Consider the following 18,764-nt stretch of genomic DNA (forward strand, 5'->3'; position numbering starts at 1 on the left):
GGTGTGCACTCATCACCCCCCATTCCCGCGCATCCGCTCCGTGCCCCCACTCGTCGCGACGACATGAGGTGCCGTACATGCCAGCCCCCCGCACAAGACCGGCCGCCGCGCTGGTTCTGGTCTCCGCGCTCGCAGCCCTGGGACTCGGCCCCGCCGCCGCCCCCGCGGCCGCGGCAACCGTCCCCACGGGCGCCGGAAGCTACTCCGACACTCGCCCTGCCGGTACCTCCGGCCCCACCACCAACACCGGCGCACCGGTCACCCCCAAGGTCACCCCCGCCGCCCAGGGCAAGCCGGTCCCCACCAACGACTGGTGGTCCTCCCTCGCCTTCCAGCGCTATGGGGACAACCCGTACTCCACCCCCATGTACGGCCACCCGCTCACCTACCAGGCCGTCGCCGGCGGCCTTGAGGTCGGCTACCCGACCAGCCCCGCCATCGTCGGCGACGGGCGCCAGTACGAGTTCGCCCACAAGCGCGACCTCACCCTCGGCCTCACCGGGCTGAACTCGCCCGACACCAGGGCCGACGCCTGGTCCGACTGGACCGTCACCCCCTACTGGTCCGACGGCGCGCGCACCCTGCGCACCACCATCGGCCACGGCATGCCCTTCGTGTACGCCAAGGGCACCGGCGGCGACGCGAGGATCACCACCGCCACCGCGCCCGCCGTCTTCGCCGACCAGGGCAACGTCCTCGGCATCACCGTCGACGGCCATCACTACGCGCTCTTCGCGCCCACCGGCACCGACTGGAACGTCTCCGGCTCCACCATCACCGCGGGGCTCGGCGGCAAGGACTACTTCTCCGTCGCCGTCCTGCCCTCCACCGACGCGCTCGCCACCTACCGGAAGTACGCCTACAGCTTCGTCACCGGATCCACCGTGAACTGGAGCTACGACGCGGGCGCCGTCCGCGCCACCTACGCCCTCACCACCGAGGCGAAGGAGGGCACCGAGCGCGGCACTCTCCAGGCGCTCTACCGCCACCAGTGGCTGAACACCACCGACCCGCTCACCCCGTACACCTACGTCTCGCCCCGCGGCACCATGAAGGTGCGGGAGTCGGCCTCCTTCACCACCAGCCAGAAGGCCGCCGCCACCCTGCCCGGACTGCCGGCCAACAGCGGCGTCGACACCGCCCGGCTGCGCGGCTACCTGAACGAGGTCGCGAACTCGGCGGACCCCTTCTCCGGAGCCGTCGACACCTACTGGACCGGCAAGGCGCTCGGCAAGCTCGCGCAGCTCGTGCCGCTCGCCGACCAGATCGGCGAGACCGCGCTCCGCGACAAGCTCCTCGGTCAGATCAAGGGCCGGCTCCAGGACTGGTTCACGGCCGGCGGCGCCAACGAGTTCTCGTACGACACGGCCTGGAAGACCCTCACCGGCTACCCGGCCTCCTACGGCAGCGACACCGAACTCAACGACCACCACTTCCACTACGGCTACTACGTGTACGCCGCCGCGATCGTCGCCCAGTACGACGCGGGCTGGGCCGCCGACTCCGCCTGGGGCGCGATGGTCAAGACCCTGGTCCGCGACACCGCCAACCCCAGCCGCACCGACACCGCCTTCCCCTTCCTCCGCGGCTTCGACGTCTACGCCGGACACAGCTGGGCCAGCGGACACCAGGGCTTCGCCGCCGGAAACAACCAGGAGTCCTCCTCCGAGTCGACCAACCTCAGCGCCGCCCTCGTCCTCTGGGGATCGGCCACCGGCAACACCCAACTCCGCGACCTCGGCACGTACCTGCTCACCACCGAGGGCGAGGCCATCGCCCAGTACTGGTTCGACGCCGACCAGCAGGTCTTCCCCGGCGCCTTCCAGCACGACACCGCCGGCATGGTGTGGGGCAGCGGCGCCGCCTACGCCACCTGGTGGACGGCCAACCCCGAGGAGATCCACGGCATCAACGTCCTCCCGGTGACCGGCGGTTCACTCCACCTCGGCGGTCACAAGGACGCCGTCCGGCGCAACATCGCCGAGATGGAACGCGAGAACCCCGGCCCCGCCGTCGAATGGCGCGACATCCTCTGGGAGTTCCAGTCGTTCGCCGACCCGGCCGCGGCCAAGGCCAAGTGGGACGCGGGCAACGCCGGTTACACCCCGGAGGCGGGCGAGTCCAAGGCCCACACCTACCACTGGCTCACCGCACTCGACACGTTCGGCGCGCCCGACGCGACGGTCACCGGATCCATCCCCACCTCCGCCGTCTTCACCAAGGGCACCACACGGACGTACGTCGCCCACAACCACGGCGCCACCGCCCGTACCGTCACCTTCTCCGACGGCAAGTCGCTCTCCGTGCCCGCACGTTCCACCGCCAGCGGCACGGGGACGGGCAGCACCGATCCCGACCCGGACCCGGAGCCGTCCACCGGCAACACCTTCCAGCTCCGCACGGGTGGCACGCTCACCACGGCCACCGGCGCCACGGCGGGCAGCGACACCGTCCTCTCGGCCCAGGGCGGCAACTACGACGGCACCCCCAACCGGCCGGTCGTCTACGAGGCCAGGGGAGTCAACGGCACCCTGAAGGCGGGCGGTTCCACCGCCTTCCGCCTCCAGCTCGACGCCGGCACGTCCGTCGGGCTGGGCCAGCAGGCCCGGATCAGCTACGACCTCACCGGTGACGGCACCTTCGAACGGACGGAGACGTACCACTACTTCGCCACCGACCCGGTGACCGGCTGGGAGGAGTACGCCCAGTCCCGCGGCCTCAAGTCCGCCACCGGAACGCTCGGAAACCTGACGGGCGGCACGGTCCGCCTGGAGGTCTGGAGCGCGATCGGCAACGGCGACTCGCGCGTCCAGACGGGCACGGACCGGTCGGTGGTGGTCATCCCCTACGACTGACGCATCCCCTGACGAACACCATGGTGGGCCCGGGTTCCTCCCCACCCGGGCCCACCGTGGCACGTACACCCGCCGTACCTCTTCCTCAGGCCGAGTCGCGGCGCACCAGCGACGTCGGCGTGATCACGGACGCCGGGACCTCCGGCCCGGTCCCGTCGAGCAGCCGCATGAGCAGCTTCACCATCAGCCGCCCCATGCCCTCGATGTCCTGGTGCACGGTGGTCAGGGACGGGGAGGTCCTGCGGACCACCGAGTCCATGTCGTCGAAACCGACGACCGCCACGTCCTCGGGGACGCGCACTCCGCGCTCCCGGAGGGTCAGCAACGCGCCGGACGCCATCAGGTCGTTGGCGACGAACACGCCGTCGACGTCCGGCCGCCGGTCGAGCAGTTCGGCCATGGCACGGGCACCGCTCTCCTCCGTGAAGTCGCCCCGGCACAACAGGGCGGGGTCGGCGTCGACGAGGACGTCGTGGTAACCGTGGATCCGGTCGAGCGCGGACGTCTGGTCGTCCGGACCGGAGATGTGGGCGATGGTCCCGCGCCCGAGGTCGACCAGGTGCCGTACCGCCTCCCGGGCACCACCGCGGTTGTCGCAGTCGACGTACGGCACGGTCGGACTCGTGCCGGGAGCGGGCCGCCCGCCGAAGACCACCGGGATGCGGGTCCGGTCGATCACGGCCGGCAAGGCGTCGTCGTTGTGCAGGGAGAAGGCCAGTGCGCCGTCGACGTGACCGCCCCCGAGATAGCGGGCGATCCGGTCGTGATCTCCCGGACCCTCCACCCACAGCAGCACCAGCTGGGTGTCGTGCGCGGTGAGCTCCCGGCTGATGCCCCGCACCTGCTGCTCGAAGAAGGGGTCGGAGAAGATCCGGAACTCCGGCTCCGCGATGATCACCGCCACGGCGCCGTTGCGCCGAGTGACCAGGGTGCGGGCCGCGTGGTTGGGTACGTAGCCCAGCTCGTCCACGGCTCTGCGCACCTTCTCGACCAGCGGAGGACGCACGCCCGCGCCCCCGTTGACGACCCGGGAGGCCGTGGCGCGGGACACGCCGGCGCGAGCGGCGACGGCTTCCAGCGTGGGGCGGGGCCCCGTGGTCTGCTCGGGCAAGGCGGGCGCTCCTCGACTGCGTGGGGTGGGCTGCGGTGTGCGGGCTGCGGTGTGCGTTCTTGTGCGGATCAGGATATCTGTAGCCCCCACGCTCTGAGAGCGCTCCCAGCCCGAAACGTCTCCGGAAAACCTCGTTGCCGTGTCCCGGTAGGGCTGACTACCGTCCGAGCCCTACGACGTGTAGCTCAGCAGCAGAGCACCGGGCTCGGGACCCGGAGGGCGCGGGGGCGGATCCCGCCACGTCGGCTTATGGACACTCACGCTGACAAGCAGCCACCGATCACGTCGGGCTCCTACGCCGAGGGGCAGCTGGCCCGAGCCTTCGTCACCGCGCTCACCCACGCCGACCGGGCCACGCGGGCGCGTGCCGAGGAACGGGCCGACGGCTGGCGCCGCGTACTCACCGGCATGGCCGCCGGCACGCTGCGGATCGGCTCGCGCACACCGGCGCAAGGTCTGCCCGCCTGGGTGACCCTGGAGGTGCTGCACGGGGGCTTCGCCACGGGCGCCGCCCGCGCCGGCGGCCCGCTGCTGCCGTACGAGGCCGAGGCGGCCAGGAAAGCCGGTGTACCCGAGGACAGGGAATCCCTCTTCGCCCACTGCGTCACCGAGGAGGGCCTCGCGGAGCTGTGGGACCTCCTCGACAGCACCTGCTACGAGGTGACCGTCCCCGAGGAGGCCGCGCTGCTCACCGTGGCCTGGCTCGTACGGGCCGGGGAATCCGAAGCGGCCCTCGAACTCGTCCGGGAGATAGGCCCGTTCGCGGCCACGCTGCGGTTCACCCCGCGCCCCACCGCGGCCTCGGCGCCCGACACCGAAGCCGTACACCGCCGTACGGTCGCGCAGGCCGCGGCCACGCTGGCCGCCCGCGGCCCGAACACCGCCGTCGAGACCCAGCGCGAGGCGCTGGCCGTCTGGCGGCCCTTCGAGGACGAACTGCTCACGCACTGGCTGGAGACGGCCGGCCCCGACCACCGGGTCCTCGACCGCGAACCCGGCAGCGGGTGGCACGAGCGCGGCGCCGCCCTCCTCGACCGCCACCGGGTCCTGGCCCGGGAGCACACCCTGTGCGGCAGCCACCGCGACCCCAAGGGCAACTCCGGGATCCTGCGCGGAGCCCTGGAGGAGACGGCGGCCGGGCGCGAGCTCGACGCGCGGCGGCTCGGGCTGCTGCGCCACGCCGTCGCCTCGATGGTCCGCAAGAGGGGCCTGCCCGGCTCGGAACGGCACACGGCGGTACGCGTCGCCCGGGCGGCCCACGCGGCGCTGCCCTCCCACCGGGACGTCGCCCACCTCGTCGCCCACCGGATGTCCGGCCTCCCGCAGGAGACCGGCGCGGCCGACGTGACCGCGCTCCTCGCCCCGGTGACCGACGCTGAGGAACGGCGGTCGGGCCTGCCCGCCGGGACGGCCCTGCCGCCCGCGATCCGCCGCGTGGTCGAGGCCGCGCGGAGCGCGCCGCTCCACACCCTGGTGGAGCTCGGCGTGGTGCCCTCCGCCGAGGTGATGGCCGAACTGGTTCCCCAGCTCGTCGCCGCCGAGACCGCCACGGCGTACCGGGACGCGCCGCTGCGCGCGCTGACGGCCGCCACCTACCGGGCGTTCCGCAACCGCCGCTCCCTCCTGATGCTCGATCTGGAGCGGCAGGTCAGGCCCGAGGAACTGCCCTGGGTCCGCGCGGTGTCGGCACAGCGGGCCTCGGACACGCGCGTACGTGCCTCCGCCCACACGACGCTGCGCCGCCTCGCCGAGGTCGCCGTGGACGGCTTCCCCGGCACGCTGCTGCCCAACCCGCTCGTCCGCGAACTCGCCGTGCTCGCCCGCCGGACCGATCTGGACGCCCCTCTGGTCGAGGAACTGGCCGCGGACATCTTCATGGGCACCTTCAGCCCGAAGTTCCAGGCCGCCGCGGTGGTGGCCGGGGAGCTCCTCGGCGGCGGATCGCTGTACGAGCGGTACTACGGCGTCGACTACGCCGCCGTCCTCGCCCTGGCCGACGGCGGGCCCGCGGTCGGGGAGCCCCGGCGGAGGACCGCGCGGGAAGCACGGGAGTTCGCCGTGCTGTGCCATGAGCGGGCCGGTGCGCGAGACCTCTACGGCGTCGCGGCGAACGGGACGGTGATCGAGCAGGCCCAGATCCTCACGACCCACAACCTCGCCACCCTCGTCCACCGCGTCGGCATCACGCCCGCGACCGGCTGGGCGGACCTGGCACGGCGTTGCTTCGTGACGGTGTGCCGTCTGACGGGGCGGGCCCACCACGAACAGCGCCCGCTCGGCACGGTCAAGGACGCGGCGTACGCCTGGCGGCAGATGCTGTTCCACCTGTCGCTGTGCGACGAGGGGGAGGCGGCCGGGGTACTGGCCTGGACGCGTGGGGAAGCGGCGGGTCACCCCGCGCACGTGGCCGCCCGGCTGGCACCGGCCCTTGCGGGTCTGCGGATGGTCGCCGACGGCGGGTCCTTCGCCGCCGACGGTACGGCCGACGACGGACGGGCCCGCAGGCTCACCGGCTGGACCGCCACGGGACGTCACTGGTTGTGTGCCGAGCCGGCGGGGCCGGGCCGACGGTGAGCCTTCTCCGGCGGGGGCGGCCCGCGACCCCCGCCGGCGCGGATCGGCGGTGAGCCCGCCCCGGCGGCGACCTCCGCGGCGGTGAACACCCGCCCCCTCGGGCGGTGTCAGTGGTGCGTGCGACGATCCAGGACATGATCGCCTCGCTTGATGCTCTGTTGCCCGCCACCGGCAGGACCCATGTCTCGACCACGTACGCCGACTGGGTCGACCTCCACGACCCCGATGCTTCCGTGGCCACACGTGAGCTGGTCGACGCCATGGGGGCCGAGCTCAGTCGGACCTGGACCAAGCCCGGTGCGTTCGTCGACTCCATGGCGTGGCGCGCGCGGCGGCTTCCGACGGCGCACCTGCCGTGGTTCTGGGACACCGTCGGGCACCGGCTGATCGGTTACGGGAGCCGGCCGGGAGGCCGCGCCTACGTGGCCGCGCGGGCCGCCGAGGCCGAGCACGGGCTGCCCGTGGATCCGGCCTACCGTCGGGCCAACGGGCTGCTGTTCGCCGCGGGCGGGGCCATGCCGGCCAAGGAGTTCGGTGCCCATCAGAAGTTCCTGACCGGGACACTGGAGCCCGTCGAGGCACACGCCGCGCTCGGAGCGTTCCTGACCGCCTGGGCCGGGTCGAAGGCCGATCTTCCGGCCGACCTCGTGCGCCGCGTCCGGGCCTCCGCCAAGGCGGCCGGGCACGGCGACGACGAGATCGCGCGCGTGGTGGCCGCCATCGTGTCGGTCGCCCGGAAGAAGTCGGTGCCGGACGCGCTCCTCATCGCCGCCGAGCCGGTTCTGACGGCTCATCCGCCGACGGAGGAGGTCGCCGCCGGATTCCTCGACGTCTTTCCCGAGGGGGTCACCGACGGCGGTGCCTGGTTGCGCGTGCTGATCGGCTGCGGCGCCACGGAGGCGATGGAGGCCGGACGGCTCGTACCGGAGGGTGGACTGCACCGCTGGGTCGGGCACTTCGTCCACATGTACCAGTACGCGCAGCAGTCCGGCGGCGGCGTCGGGCGCCAGCAGCTGCCGCCCGAGTTCCTCGACCTCGTCGGCAGGCTGGGGCCGCGCCTGCGGGCCACGGACGACGCCGTGACCGTCCACACCACCCGGCACCACTACCAGGGCTTCGACGCGGACGTCCTCGACGCCCTCTTGGCGGCCGGGGCCACGGTCGTCGACCCGGGACCGGAGACCCGGATGCGCTTCTGGGGCGAGAAGTCCCGGCGGGACCTCACCGCCCTCGCCGCCGACCCGGTGTTCGGCTCCCGTCTCGAAGGAACCGTGCACGCCGGCCTGAAGCCCAACTGGTACGGCGCGCCCGCCCGCAAGCCCGGTTCCGCCGTCACACTGCTCCCCGGCAACGAGGGCATCGCCCACGAGGTGGCCGCGCGGGTCGGCAAGCTCGTGGACATCGTCGGGGGCGGCGGAATGGCGGGAGCGGAGGAGTCCGTCACCGAGCTGGAGACCCTCCTCGACCGGCCGACGGTGACGGCGCTCGGCGGCATCGTCGACGCCCTCGCCGGCACGTCCGCCGGTGGCGCCCTGCGCCGCTCGCTCGCGGCCGGTCTGCCGGAGGAACTGGCCTGGCCCGCGCTGGAGGCCGTGTACGAGGAGTTCGCGGCCGACGCCATGGGCACGACCGGGGATCCGGCAGCGGACGGCGAGGCCGACGAGCTCGGTGCGGCCGGGCTTCCCGGAGTGGAGGGCGTGACGTCCACCTGGCCGGTGCTGACCGTCTTCGGGCGCGACCGCGCCGTCGCCGTCGACCCGGACGGGGTGCGCGGCTCCTGCCGGTTCACGGTGCCGGAGGACGCGACCATGTTCGCCGTCCACTACGTCGGCGGCACGTTCCTCGTCAGCTGGAGCGTCAAGCCGAGCCCGTACTACTGCGACACCGCCTTCTGGGTGGACCGGCCGGAGGAGCCGTTCACCCCGGAGGAGCTGGGCGGCCTCGTGCCCTTCGGCGGCAGCCTGGACGGGGCCTACGGCTTCCAGTTCGAGACCGCCGACGGGGGCGGGCGGCACGGCGGCTTCCGGGTGACGCGTCCGGGCGGCACGGAGGGCGTCGACCGGGACGAGCTGCAGCTGAGCGACGGCAGCCGGATCTGGACCAACGCCGTCTACGGACGGCAGCCCTGGGAGGTCGTCGACCCCGTCACCGGCGCGCGGCAGGGTGCCACGCCCCTGCCGGACTTCCCGGGCCGCCCCGCGAGCACCGATCCGGCCGTCGAGCCGTCCGAGGCGGACATGACCCTCGCCCGCGAGGCCCTGCAGATGGCTCCGCTCCCCGCCGGTCTGGCCGACTCCCCGCTGGGCAGCCGGGACGGGCTCGTCGGGACCCGCGTGCTCTTCCGCACCCGGCACCGCGACCACGCGCCCGACCACTACCTCCTGGAGAGCATCGACGGCCGCAAGGCCCGGTTCGACATCGACCGGCCGGGGCAGGAGCCCTGGGGACTCTGGGCGCCGCCGGAGGGCGCCGTGGAGGACGTGGTCCTCGCCGAGGCGGAGACCCGCACGGGCGTGCGCGCGTACACCGCCGACGGCGTCCTGCTGTGGGAGCTGGACGGCCACCACTCGCCCCGCCACCACCGGGGGAAGCCGAACCGTCGGGTCACCACGTCCCTCGGCGTGGCCCTGCCGCCCGCCTTCTGGTACCTGCTGAGGACCAGGGACGCGGCCGGGTCCAAGGCGCTGCGGACCGTGGAACAGCAGACGGCGGACACGCTCCTGACCGCCGCCCTCGACAGCGCGGAGGCGCTGCGCGCCGCCGTGGCACGGACGCTGCCGGACGTCACCGACCCGGTCCTGGTCGAAGCCGTCCTGGCGGTGGCCGGGCGGGCCGCCCGGGTGGAGGAGCGACGGCGCGCCCTGCACCGGCGCGTCACGCTGCTCGCCGAGACGCCGCCGGTCCTGCCGAGCCGCGCCGTCCCGGACACCGAGCTGATGCCCGCGCTGTTCGGTCTCGTCGTGGACGGGAAGAACGACATCTGGCGGCGCACCCCCGACGTCACCCAGCCCGCGACCCTGAGCGCGCTGGCCGCCGACGGCGCCTGCCTGGCCGGGACGATCGTCGAGGAGGTCCGGCGGCTCTCCCCGCCCGCCGCACCGCACGACTGGTCGCAGCTGCTCGGCACGATCGACGCCGTGGCCTGGCGGGCGGCCGTGGCACCGACGCCCGACACGGAGCGGGCCGCCCTGCGCGCGTTCCTGGAGACCTGGGCCGACCAGCCGTTCGCCCGCGCGGGCAGCCGGTGGTGGGTCGGCCGCGCCTCCGACGCCGAAGACCTGGACGCGCTGCGGGAGGGTGGTACGGCCGTCGCGTCCGCCGCGGTGTGGGACGGCGGGAAGGCCACCTGGTTCGTCGCTACCGCCGCCGAGGAGACGGCCGCCGACGGAACGCACGCCGACGGGACGGACGCCGGGGAGAGGGGCGGCGACCCCGTGCCCGTGGCGGCCGCCCAGGCGCGGCTCGTCCGGGTCGAGCGGGATGACGCGGCCCGCCTGCGGGCGCTGCTCGCGGCGATCGACGCGCACGGACCCCTCCCCGTGCCGGAGTCCGCGGCCGCGCGTTTCGCCGAACTGACCGGCGTACGCCGTCCCGTGGCCCGGCTCGTGATCGCCGGCCTGGTCGGCCGCCGGGACCGGGACGCGGACCGCTCCCTCGCCCGCAAGGCGCCGTACAAGGCGAGCCCGATGACCGCCGAGGCGTACGAGAAGCTGCGCGTGCGGCTCGGCGGAGCCGGGCGAAGGGCCGTCCTGGCCGCCGCACTGCCCGAGGACCCGGCCGAGCTGTGGCGGCCCGGTGGGGTCGAGGCGGCCGTGGAGCGGATGGCCGGCGTGTGGCGGGAGCTGGTCGGGACGCTGCCCGCCGTGCACGACGAGGCGGCCGACACCCTGGAGGCCGACCTCGGCCTCTCCGAGGTCTGGGCACGACGTCTCGCGGGCGGTTACGAGGCCGCCGAGGACGCGACCGTGCCCGCGGCCGACTGGGACCTCGCGGCGCCCCGGTTCGGCCGGGGGGTGGAAGTGAGGGCCCTGCCGCCGGCGGGACCCGAGCTGCCCTACGGCACCCCCGTCGGCCTCGCGATCGGGGAGATCGCCAGTGCGCTGGTCTGGGCGTGGACCGACCGTCCCGTCGGCGACCCGGCGTTGACCGGCGCGACGGCCCTGTACGAGCGCCTGCGGGCCGAACTGTCCCGTCCGGAACTGCTCGTCGAACTGTCCGGCGGACGCATTCAGGACACCACGGTGCCGATCGCCGAGCGGTTCGGGCCCGCGCAGCTGCCCGTGTCGCTGGACCGCCGGAAGGAGGAGAAGGAGATGCCTCCGCTGACCGCGTACGACTCCGGCCCGCTGATCGTGTGCGTCCCCGGCGGTGACGCCTTCCTGCGGCCCGCCGAGGTCGCCGACCCCGAGGCATGGCGTCGCGTCCGTGAGATCACCGACCTCGCCGAGGAGCTCGACCGGTTCGCGCCGCTGCTCGCCGGTGGCGGACTCGACCGGATGATGCGCCGGGCGGCATCGGGAGCCGTACCGGACGGCGCGTACGAGGCGGACCCCCGGCAGTCCTGTCCGGAGCTGGTCGCGCGCGTGGCGGAGGAGCTCGGAGCCGGGACGGACGCCGCCGCGCTGTACCTCCAGCTCGCGACGCTGGCCGCGCCCACCGACCGGAACGTGCGGAGGTGGAACGGCTGGACGACCAAGCGGCACACGGAGGTCCGGGCGGAACTCATCGCCACCGGCGCGGTCCTTGAGGCCAAGCGGGCGCGAGCGGGCCGGACCCTGTTCCTGTCCGGCGAGTGGACCGAGCTGAAGTCCCCGCACCTTCCCCTGGAGAAGGTGAAGCTGACGAGCCACCAGGTGCGCCCGATGTACGGCAACCAGATCCGGGCCCCGTTCGTACGGGTGCTGCCGACGGCTCCGCTGCACGAGATGTTCGCGGAGGCGTGGGAGCGCGAGCGGGGACAGGGCGTCTGACGCGGCCGGAGGACCCACCCGCGCCCGGGCGGGTCCTCCGGCTCAGTCGTCGTGGAGTCCCGCCACGAAGGCGTGGGCCAAGGTACGGGTATGGGTGAGGGTGATCAGCCAGGACCGTATCCCCGCCTCCTCGGCCAGGGCCGCGGCCCGGCCCGTCAACCGCAGGGACGGGCTCCCGGACGGGGCGCGCAGCACCTCGATCTCGGTGAGGACCGAACCGGTGATCCCCACGCCCAGCGTCTTGAGCACCGCCTCCTTGGCGGCGAAGCGCACGGCGTAGCGCTCGGCCGAGTCGGCGGGGATGTCGCAGTAGGCGCGCTCGCCGGTCGTGAACACCCGGGCGGCGAACCGTGGCTGGCGGGCGAGGACGGCCCGCATCTCGTCCACCTCCACCAGATCCGTACCCACGCCGAGGACCCTTCTGCCGACCAGCTCGCGCGCGGCGGCCGCAGCCGCCTCGCCGACGGCCCCGCCGGTCACCCCGGGTCCTTCGCCGACCCTCTCGACGCTCGCTCCGCCGTCCACCGAACCGATCATCATGCCAAGATCCAACTTTCTTGCTCCGTCTGGCGATCGGCCGATATGGTGCCGAGCCGTCACCCATGATGGAGTACGCGCGCGCCGTCACCGAGCGCCGACCGAGAGGGTCCCCGCGATGAGTCTGCGGTTCACGCTTCAGCCCAACCCCGCCCCCACGAGTCCCGAGCGGCGCGCCGAGATTCTCACCGACCCCAAGTTCGGCCAGTACTTCACCGATCACATGGCGCGCGCCGTGTGGACGGCGGGCGGCGGGTGGAGCGACGCCGCCGTGGTTCCGTTCGCCCCGATCCCCATGCACCCGGGCGCCGCGGTCCTGCACTACGCGCAGGAGATCTTCGAGGGCATGAAGGCGTACCGCCACGCCGACGGATCGGTCTGGACGTTCCGCCCGGAGGCCAACGGCGAGCGGTTCGCGCGCTCCGCCCGGCGCCTCGCCCTGCCCGAACTCCCGGTGCCCGCCTTCCTCGACTCGGTCACCGAACTCGTCCGCGCCGACCGGGCATGGGTGCCGACCGGCGACGAACAGAGCCTCTACCTGCGTCCGTTCATGTTCGCCTCGGAGGCCTTCCTCGGTGTACGGCCCGCCGCCGAGGTCACGTACATGGTCATCGCCTCGCCCGTCGGCCCGTACTTCTCCGGCGGCATCAAGCCGGTCTCGATCTGGCTGTCCTCGGACTACACCCGTGCCGGACGTGGCGGGACCGGGGCCGCCAAGTGCGGCGGCAACTACGCGGCGAGCCTCGCCCCGATGCTGGAGGCCGGCGAGCACGGCTGCGACCAGGTCTGTTTCCTCGACGCGGCCGAGGGCCGGTACGTCGAGGAACTCGGCGGCATGAACCTGTACTTCGTGACGGACGACGGCCGCCTCGTCACCCCGGAACTCGGCACCATCCTGGAGGGCGTCACGCGCGCGTCCATCCTCGCGCTCGCCAAGGAGATGGGGCTCGACGTGGAGGAACGGGCCGTCGAGATCACCGAATGGCAGGAGGGCGCGCGGAGCGGCGCGATCCGTGAGGTCTTCGCCTGCGGCACCGGCGCGGTGGTCACCCCCGTCGGGCGGCTCGTCTGGACCGACGGCGAGGTCGTCGCCCCGGACACGGGCGCCGAGGACTCGGTGACGATGCGACTGCGCCGCCGTCTGGTGGACATCCAGTTCGGCCGGGCGGACGACCCCCACGGGTGGATGCGGCGCCTCGTCTGACCGGACGGTGGAACGCCGGGGCCGTACGGCGACAGCCGTGCGGCCCCGGGCCGCGAGTCCGCCGGCGCCCGCACGGCCCCGCCGTCAGCCGCCGCGCTTCCCCACAGTCCGCGCCCGCGCCTCCCCGTTGTCAGCGCCCGTGCTTCCCCGCCGTCAGCAGACCGAGTCCGACCGCCTCGTTCGGGCACGCGCCCCCGCAGTCGTCCCCGGTGGAGGTGGCGCCCTCGGTGACCGGGAGACAGGCGTCCGCCAGGTCCTCGGCCCGCAGGGCGCGGCCCTTGCCCACCCCCTGCTGCACGGCGAGGGCCACCACTCCGGCCGCGTACGCCGTCGCACCCGACGTCCCGCTGGAGACCAGCCAGCCGTCGTCCGGGGCGGTCCCGTCGTAGGCGCTGTTCCGGCGGTCGAAGAGACAGCCGGGCTGGGTCGGGAAGACGATGTAGTCACCGTGCGGCATCGTCCCGCAGGGGCCGGAGAAGTCGGGGACGCTCCGGCCGGGGAAGACCGCCGAGCGGTAGCTCGACGCCAGGTCGGACGCGCGCCGCTCGCCGTCCGGACCGATGTGGACCCCGCCGACCGTCAGGGCGCCCGGGGTGGCCACCGACTGGAACATGGCGTTACGCCGATCGGTGGAACCGTTGCCCGCGGCGAACAGCACGGTGATGCCCCGCCGGATCGCGGCGGCGACCTCCAGGTGCAGATGCGGCTCCTCCCGCAGGGTGCCCCAGCTGCACGAGACGATGTCGGGTTCCAGACCCACCGCCCGTTGGAACGCGGCCAGCGGGAAGGAGAACGCCTCGCTCGCCATCTTGACCATGGTGAGTTCCGCCCGGGGCGCGACGGCGAGGAGCAGCGCCGACATGGCGGTGCCGTGCCCCCGCTCGTCGGCCGCGGGGTCGAGGCCGGTGAGCGCGGGCACCACGGACGTCGAGTAGCCGTGCGCGCGGTGGTGCGGATGGGCGTACAGCCCGGTGTCGACCATCACCACCCGCACCCCGTCGCCCCTGATACCGGCCACGTGCAGCGGCTCGGCGCCGGCCACGCGGACGGCGTCCTCGGGCAGCCGCAGATAGCGGTCGGTACGGGCCGGCGGCGGGGCGGCGCTCACCGTCAGCTCGAAGCCGGAGCGGGGGACCCCCACCTCGGCGATCAGCTCGGGGTGCAGCCGCGACCGGAGGGCTTGCGGGGCCTTGAGCTCGTAACGGACGGAGCCCCGGATGTACTTGTTGCGCACCGGGAGGACGGGGCCTCCGAAGACCTGCGTCAGCTGGGCGTTGTCTCCGGAGACGGTCAGGCCGACCTCCGTACGCGCCTCGACGGCGAGTCCCTCGCGGGTGAACGTCTCGGCGAGACGGTCGACCACCCCGGGGGCGGGAAGGAACTCCTCCACCGGGTGGCGCGACAGCAGGGCGGGATCGGCGCCCAGCCGGAGCCCGGAGGCCGAGCGGGGAACGACGGTGACCACCCCGCGCCGCTCGAAGCGGGCGAGCTCGTCCTCCACCATGCGGTGCCTTCCCTTCAGCTGTTCGCGAGTGCCCGCAGGCGGTGCCGGTCGAGCTTGCCGGACGGTGTCAGGTTCACGTCCTCGTCGGTGAGGAAGTCGATCCGGGCCGGCAACATGTAGCCGGGCAGCCGGAGGGCCAGTTCCCGGCGCAGCTCGGACTCGTCGGGACCGGCCCCGTCCCCCCGGCCCAGGACGAAGAGCGTGATCGCCTTCCCCGTCACGGGGTGTTCCGCCGGCACCGCGCAGCAGTCCGTCACCCCGGTCACGGCGAGCGTCGCCGCCTCCACCTCGGACAGGTGGACGAGATTGCCGTTGATCTTGAGTGCGTCGTCGCGGCGGCCCAGGAACACCAGCGCGCCGTCGTCCCGCCGGCGGACGTAGTCGCCGGAGCGGTAGAACCGGCCGCCGCCCGGGCCCGGCACTTCCACGATCGCCCGGGCCGTACGGTCGGGTTCGCCGCAGTAGCCCACCATCACCTGAGGTCCGCCGATGAGCAGCTCCCCGGTCTCGCCGTCCGGGACCGGCCGGAGCTCGTCGTCGACCACGAGCAGGTCGACGCCCGGCAGGGGGCCACCGATGGGCAGGAACTCCTCCTCGTACCCCGCGATGTCGTCGACGAGGAAGAGCGTCGCGCTGTGGGTGGTCTCGGTCGGCCCGTACCCGTGGACGTACGTGAGTCCCGGCGCCGTGGCGGCGAACGCGCGCAGCACCGGGACCGGGCAGGACTCGCCCCCGAACCAGAGCCGCCGCAGAGAGCCGAGATCACGGCGGCCGGCGTCGCTGAAGCGGCCCACCAGCATGCGGATCACCGAGGGCACGAGCAGCGTGTCGGTGATCCGCCACTCCTCGACGGCCCGGGTGATCTGCGTGGGCATGCGCAGCCGGGGCAGCAGGTGCACGCTGCCGCCGACCAGGAAGGTCGACCAGAGGTCGACGACCGAGGCGTCGAAGAACAGCGGCGCCACGTTGAGGAAACGCATGCCGTCCTCGAAGCCGACCACCTTCTGCACCCCTTCGAGGAGGGTGCACAGCGAGCGGTGGTTGATCACGACGCCCTTGGGGGAGCCGGTCGATCCCGAGGTGAAGACCACGTACGCGTGGTCCTCGGGGCTCCGGCCGGCCGGGGGCACCGGGCGCGCGTCGGTCTCGGCCGCCGGGTCCCACCCCGGGTCCCCGGAATCCGCCCCGACGGTCACCACGGTCCCCGCGGGCGCCCCGTCGAGCAGCCCCCGGTAGTCGGGGTGGACCAGGGTGACCGTCGGCCGGCACAGACCCAGCAGCAGGGAGACCCGGGCGGCGGGCAGCGACTCGTCCACCGGTACGTACCGGGCCCCGAGCCGCAGCGCCGCCCACATCGCCGTCACCGAGGCGACCGACTTGTCCATCACCAGGGCGACCGTGGAGCCCCGGCCCACGCCGAGCCCGGCCAGAAGGTCGGTCAGCGTCTGGGTCCGGCGGGCAAGGGTCCGGTACGAGACCACCTCGCCGGTGTCGAGCGCCACCACGGCCGTGTCGTCGCTCTCGCACCGGCGTTCCAGGACCTCGTCGGCGAGGAGCGGCACGCCGCCCCCGCCCGCGAACCCGTTCATCCGTCCTCCTGCCGGGTCGGAGAGGAGTGGAGCCGACGGCGGATCGCGTCGAGCAGCTCCGGGAACGTGTCCATCTTCTGGTCGTACGAGCCGAAGTGACCCATGCCGTCCAGCACCGTGAACTCACTGCCCGTCAGACCGTGCAGCTCCTCGGCGACCTCGAAGGGGACCCAGGGGTCGTCCTTCGAGTGGAACTGCGCGATGAAACGCTGATTGCCCCGGATGGCGTCCCAGTCCCACGGCCGGTCGAAGAACCCGCTGCGGCGCTCCAGTTCGAAACCGCAGTCGGTGTGGTGACCGGCCACGGCGAACGTACCGAGCAGCGGTGCCGTCTCGGCGTACCGGAACGCGGTGAGCGCGCCGGAGGAGTGCCCGACGATCACCGTGTTCTCGTCCGGCCGGATGACGTCTGTCAGGTACGGCAGCCAGTACCGCATCCGGCCCTTGATGGGGTCCGGAAAGGTCTCGGCCACGACCTGGTGGCCGAGGGCCTCCAGCTCCCTTTTCAAGTACGGGAACCAGATGCCCTCGACACTCGCCCCGGCGTTCCCGTGGATCAGTACGATCCGCACGTCAGACAGGGGACACCTCGTCGTCCAGGAGCTCTTCGAGCAGCTCGGACAGCGAACCCAGGGTCGCGAAGTTCTCGACCGTCAGCAGCTCCGGTTCGAGCTCGATGTCGTAGAACGTCTCGAAGGCCAGGGTCAGTTCGATCATCTGGGTCGAGTTCAACGAGAGCCCCCCGTTGAACAGCGGGGTCCCGGAGGTCAGTTCGACCCGTTGGTGCGGGAAGATCTCGGCGATGACCCCCCGGAGGTCGTCCTCGATGTCCGCCTGCGTCTTGCGGTCGCTCACCCTCGGTTCAGCTCCTCTCGGGCGCCGCGGCGGTGTCCTCGCCCTGCGTCGTCGCCGCAGTGCCCTCGTCCTGCGTCTTCGGGCGGGTCTGCAGGAAGAGCGGGGTCCGCGGGATGTTCTGCGCGTCCTGGTGGAACGGGTTGCGCTTGTTCTTCAGCGACAGGTACATGGTGCGGCGGGCGCGCGCCTTCTCCTCGTCGGAGTAGAAGAGGAAGGCGATGTTGCCCGCGTTCTCGCGGCCGACCTCCGTGAGGGTGACGTCCTCGTCGGTCTCCACGGCGTAGCCGCCCTCGACCAGCCAGTCGATCTCCCGGCGGTACTTCTCGAAGTTGGCGACGTCCGCCTTCCGCACCGTCCCGAAGACCGGGAAGAAGACCATGACCCGGTTCTCGACCTCGTCCTCGCTGCAGATGCGGCCCTGCTCGATCGGGATGATCCCGGCCTCGACCTCCCGCATCCACCGCTCGACGTCGGTGTGGTTCCGGTAGCTGCGCTCGCCCATGTAGTTCTCGGCGGCGGGGCCGATCCCGAGGGTGTAGCTGGCGCGGTAACCGTTGCCGCCGCAGGCGTGGTTGAGACCGATCTCGCCCGGGTCGTCGAGGTGGGTGAAGAAGTTGATCAGGAGCTGCTTGTCGTAGCCGTACCCCGCGAGGCCGTCCTTGATCTGCCGGTACTGCTCGCGCTCGATGGCGCCCGACGGCTTGACGTCGGCGACCTTGCCCGCCCGGATCTGCTGGTCGAGCCGGGTGCCCTCCCACTGGTTGAAGCGGTACGTCTGCACGAAGCTGGGGCGCAGCTCGGCGCAGATGCCCTGGAGGTCCTTGGCGAGGACCTCGTCGTCCTGCCCCGGCAGGTTGTACATGAGGTCGAGCGCGAAGGTCCGGATGCCGGCCTTGCGGATGTTCTCGGCGGTCTGGTGGACCTGCTCGACGGTGGCCTTGATGGTGAGCTTCTTGCGGATCTCCGGGTCGAGCGTCTGCACGCCGAAGGAGATGCGGGTGATGCCGAGCGACTTCAGCATCTCGATGTAGCCGTCCTTGGAGAGCCCGAGCGGGCTGCCCTCCAGGGAGATGCCGTCGGCCTCGCTGAGGTCGAACTCGCGGTGCACGGCCTCCAGGATGGTGGCCATGGAGTCCTGTTCGAGCGCGGAGGGCGTACCGCCGCCGAACTGGACGTACTTGATCTTCGTCCCCTGGAAGTACTTCGAGCGGGCGTTGCGCTCGATCTCCTTCACCATCGCCTGGACGAAGCGCTTCTGCCGCTCGCCCTGGTACTTCGCCGCGGACTCCTTGAAGCACGCGCAGAAGTTGCAGAACGCCTCGCAGAACGGGATGTGGAAGTAGAGCAGGATGTCGGTCTGCTCCGGGTGGGACTGGCGGTCCAGGAAGGAGAAGTACTCCGCCTTCTTCGACTCGTCGTCGAGGGCGTCCTGGAAGGCGCAGATCTTGGGGTAGAACCAGGTGACGTTGGTGCGCTTCTCGGGGCTCTCGAACTCGTCCTTCAGATAGAAGTTCGAGTCGAGCCCGAGCATGAAGGGGTTCTCGACGTGGGTCGTCATGGCCTCG

Annotated in this window: 11 protein-coding genes and 1 tRNA gene; 5 read left to right on the forward strand and 7 right to left on the reverse strand. The window is 72.7% G+C overall.

What is annotated here, in order from left to right; all coding sequences use genetic code 11:
* Window positions 1–77 precede the first annotated feature (77 nt).
* On the forward strand, window positions 78–2,855 hold the full coding sequence (locus tag OG514_RS29130) for a glycosyl hydrolase (RefSeq protein WP_266899907.1): 2,778 nt from the start codon (window positions 78–80) through the stop codon (window positions 2,853–2,855).
* An 85-nt stretch (window positions 2,856–2,940) separates the two neighbouring features.
* Here OG514_RS29130 and OG514_RS29135 read toward each other — a convergent pair whose 3' ends face one another.
* Window positions 2,941–3,966, reverse strand: coding sequence for a LacI family DNA-binding transcriptional regulator (locus tag OG514_RS29135; protein WP_266899909.1), 1,026 nt, complete (start codon window positions 3,964–3,966; stop codon window positions 2,941–2,943).
* Window positions 3,967–4,140: 174 nt separating this feature from the next.
* On the opposite strand from OG514_RS29135, the gene OG514_RS29140 reads away from it, so the two are divergent.
* The 3 genes from OG514_RS29140 to OG514_RS29150 all read left to right on the forward strand — a co-directional run bounded on the left by OG514_RS29140 (window position 4,141) and on the right by OG514_RS29150 (window position 11,510).
* A tRNA-Pro gene (locus OG514_RS29140) sits at window positions 4,141–4,212 on the forward strand.
* Window positions 4,213–4,215: 3 nt separating this feature from the next.
* Window positions 4,216–6,540 carry a hypothetical protein gene (locus OG514_RS29145; RefSeq protein WP_266899911.1) on the forward strand — a complete coding sequence of 775 codons (2,325 nt, stop codon included), beginning with the start codon at window positions 4,216–4,218 and terminating at the stop codon, window positions 6,538–6,540.
* Window positions 6,541–6,674: 134 nt separating this feature from the next.
* On the forward strand, window positions 6,675–11,510 hold the full coding sequence (locus OG514_RS29150) for a hypothetical protein (RefSeq protein ID WP_266899913.1): 4,836 nt from the start codon (window positions 6,675–6,677) through the stop codon (window positions 11,508–11,510).
* A gap of 42 nt (window positions 11,511–11,552) precedes the next feature.
* On the opposite strand, the gene acpS is transcribed toward OG514_RS29150, so the two are convergent.
* A complete protein-coding gene (gene acpS, locus OG514_RS29155; protein WP_266899915.1) occupies window positions 11,553–12,050 on the reverse strand; it encodes a holo-ACP synthase in 498 nt (165 codons plus the stop codon).
* Window positions 12,051–12,165: 115 nt separating this feature from the next.
* Between acpS and OG514_RS29160 the strand changes: the two genes are divergently transcribed.
* Window positions 12,166–13,251 (forward strand): branched-chain amino acid aminotransferase, encoded by a 1,086-nt coding sequence (locus OG514_RS29160; RefSeq protein WP_266899917.1) that lies wholly within the window; start codon window positions 12,166–12,168, stop codon window positions 13,249–13,251.
* A 130-nt stretch (window positions 13,252–13,381) separates the two neighbouring features.
* On the opposite strand, the gene OG514_RS29165 is transcribed toward OG514_RS29160, so the two are convergent.
* The 5 genes from OG514_RS29165 to OG514_RS29185 are packed head-to-tail and all read right to left on the reverse strand — an operon-like array spanning window position 13,382 to window position 18,757.
* Complete coding sequence (locus tag OG514_RS29165) at window positions 13,382–14,755, reverse strand: S8 family serine peptidase (RefSeq protein WP_266899919.1); 1,374 nt, start codon at window positions 14,753–14,755, stop codon at window positions 13,382–13,384.
* Window positions 14,756–14,769: 14 nt separating this feature from the next.
* Window positions 14,770–16,344, reverse strand: coding sequence for an amino acid adenylation domain-containing protein (locus OG514_RS29170; protein WP_266899921.1), 1,575 nt, complete (start codon window positions 16,342–16,344; stop codon window positions 14,770–14,772).
* Window positions 16,341–16,916 (reverse strand): alpha/beta hydrolase, encoded by a 576-nt coding sequence (locus OG514_RS29175; RefSeq protein WP_266899923.1) that lies wholly within the window; start codon window positions 16,914–16,916, stop codon window positions 16,341–16,343. Before OG514_RS29175 ends, OG514_RS29170 begins: the two co-directional genes overlap by 4 nt.
* A gap of 1 nt (window position 16,917) precedes the next feature.
* Window positions 16,918–17,199: an acyl carrier protein gene (locus OG514_RS29180; protein WP_266899925.1), complete on the reverse strand. Its 282-nt coding sequence runs from the start codon at window positions 17,197–17,199 to the stop codon at window positions 16,918–16,920.
* Window positions 17,200–17,206: 7 nt separating this feature from the next.
* Window positions 17,207–18,757: a coproporphyrinogen-III oxidase family protein gene (locus OG514_RS29185; protein ID WP_266899927.1), complete on the reverse strand. Its 1,551-nt coding sequence runs from the start codon at window positions 18,755–18,757 to the stop codon at window positions 17,207–17,209.
* Between the last annotated feature and the right edge of the window lie 7 nt (window positions 18,758–18,764).

It is taken from the genome of Streptomyces sp. NBC_00572, assembly GCF_026341815.1.
Lineage (GTDB): Bacteria > Actinomycetota > Actinomycetes > Streptomycetales > Streptomycetaceae > Streptomyces.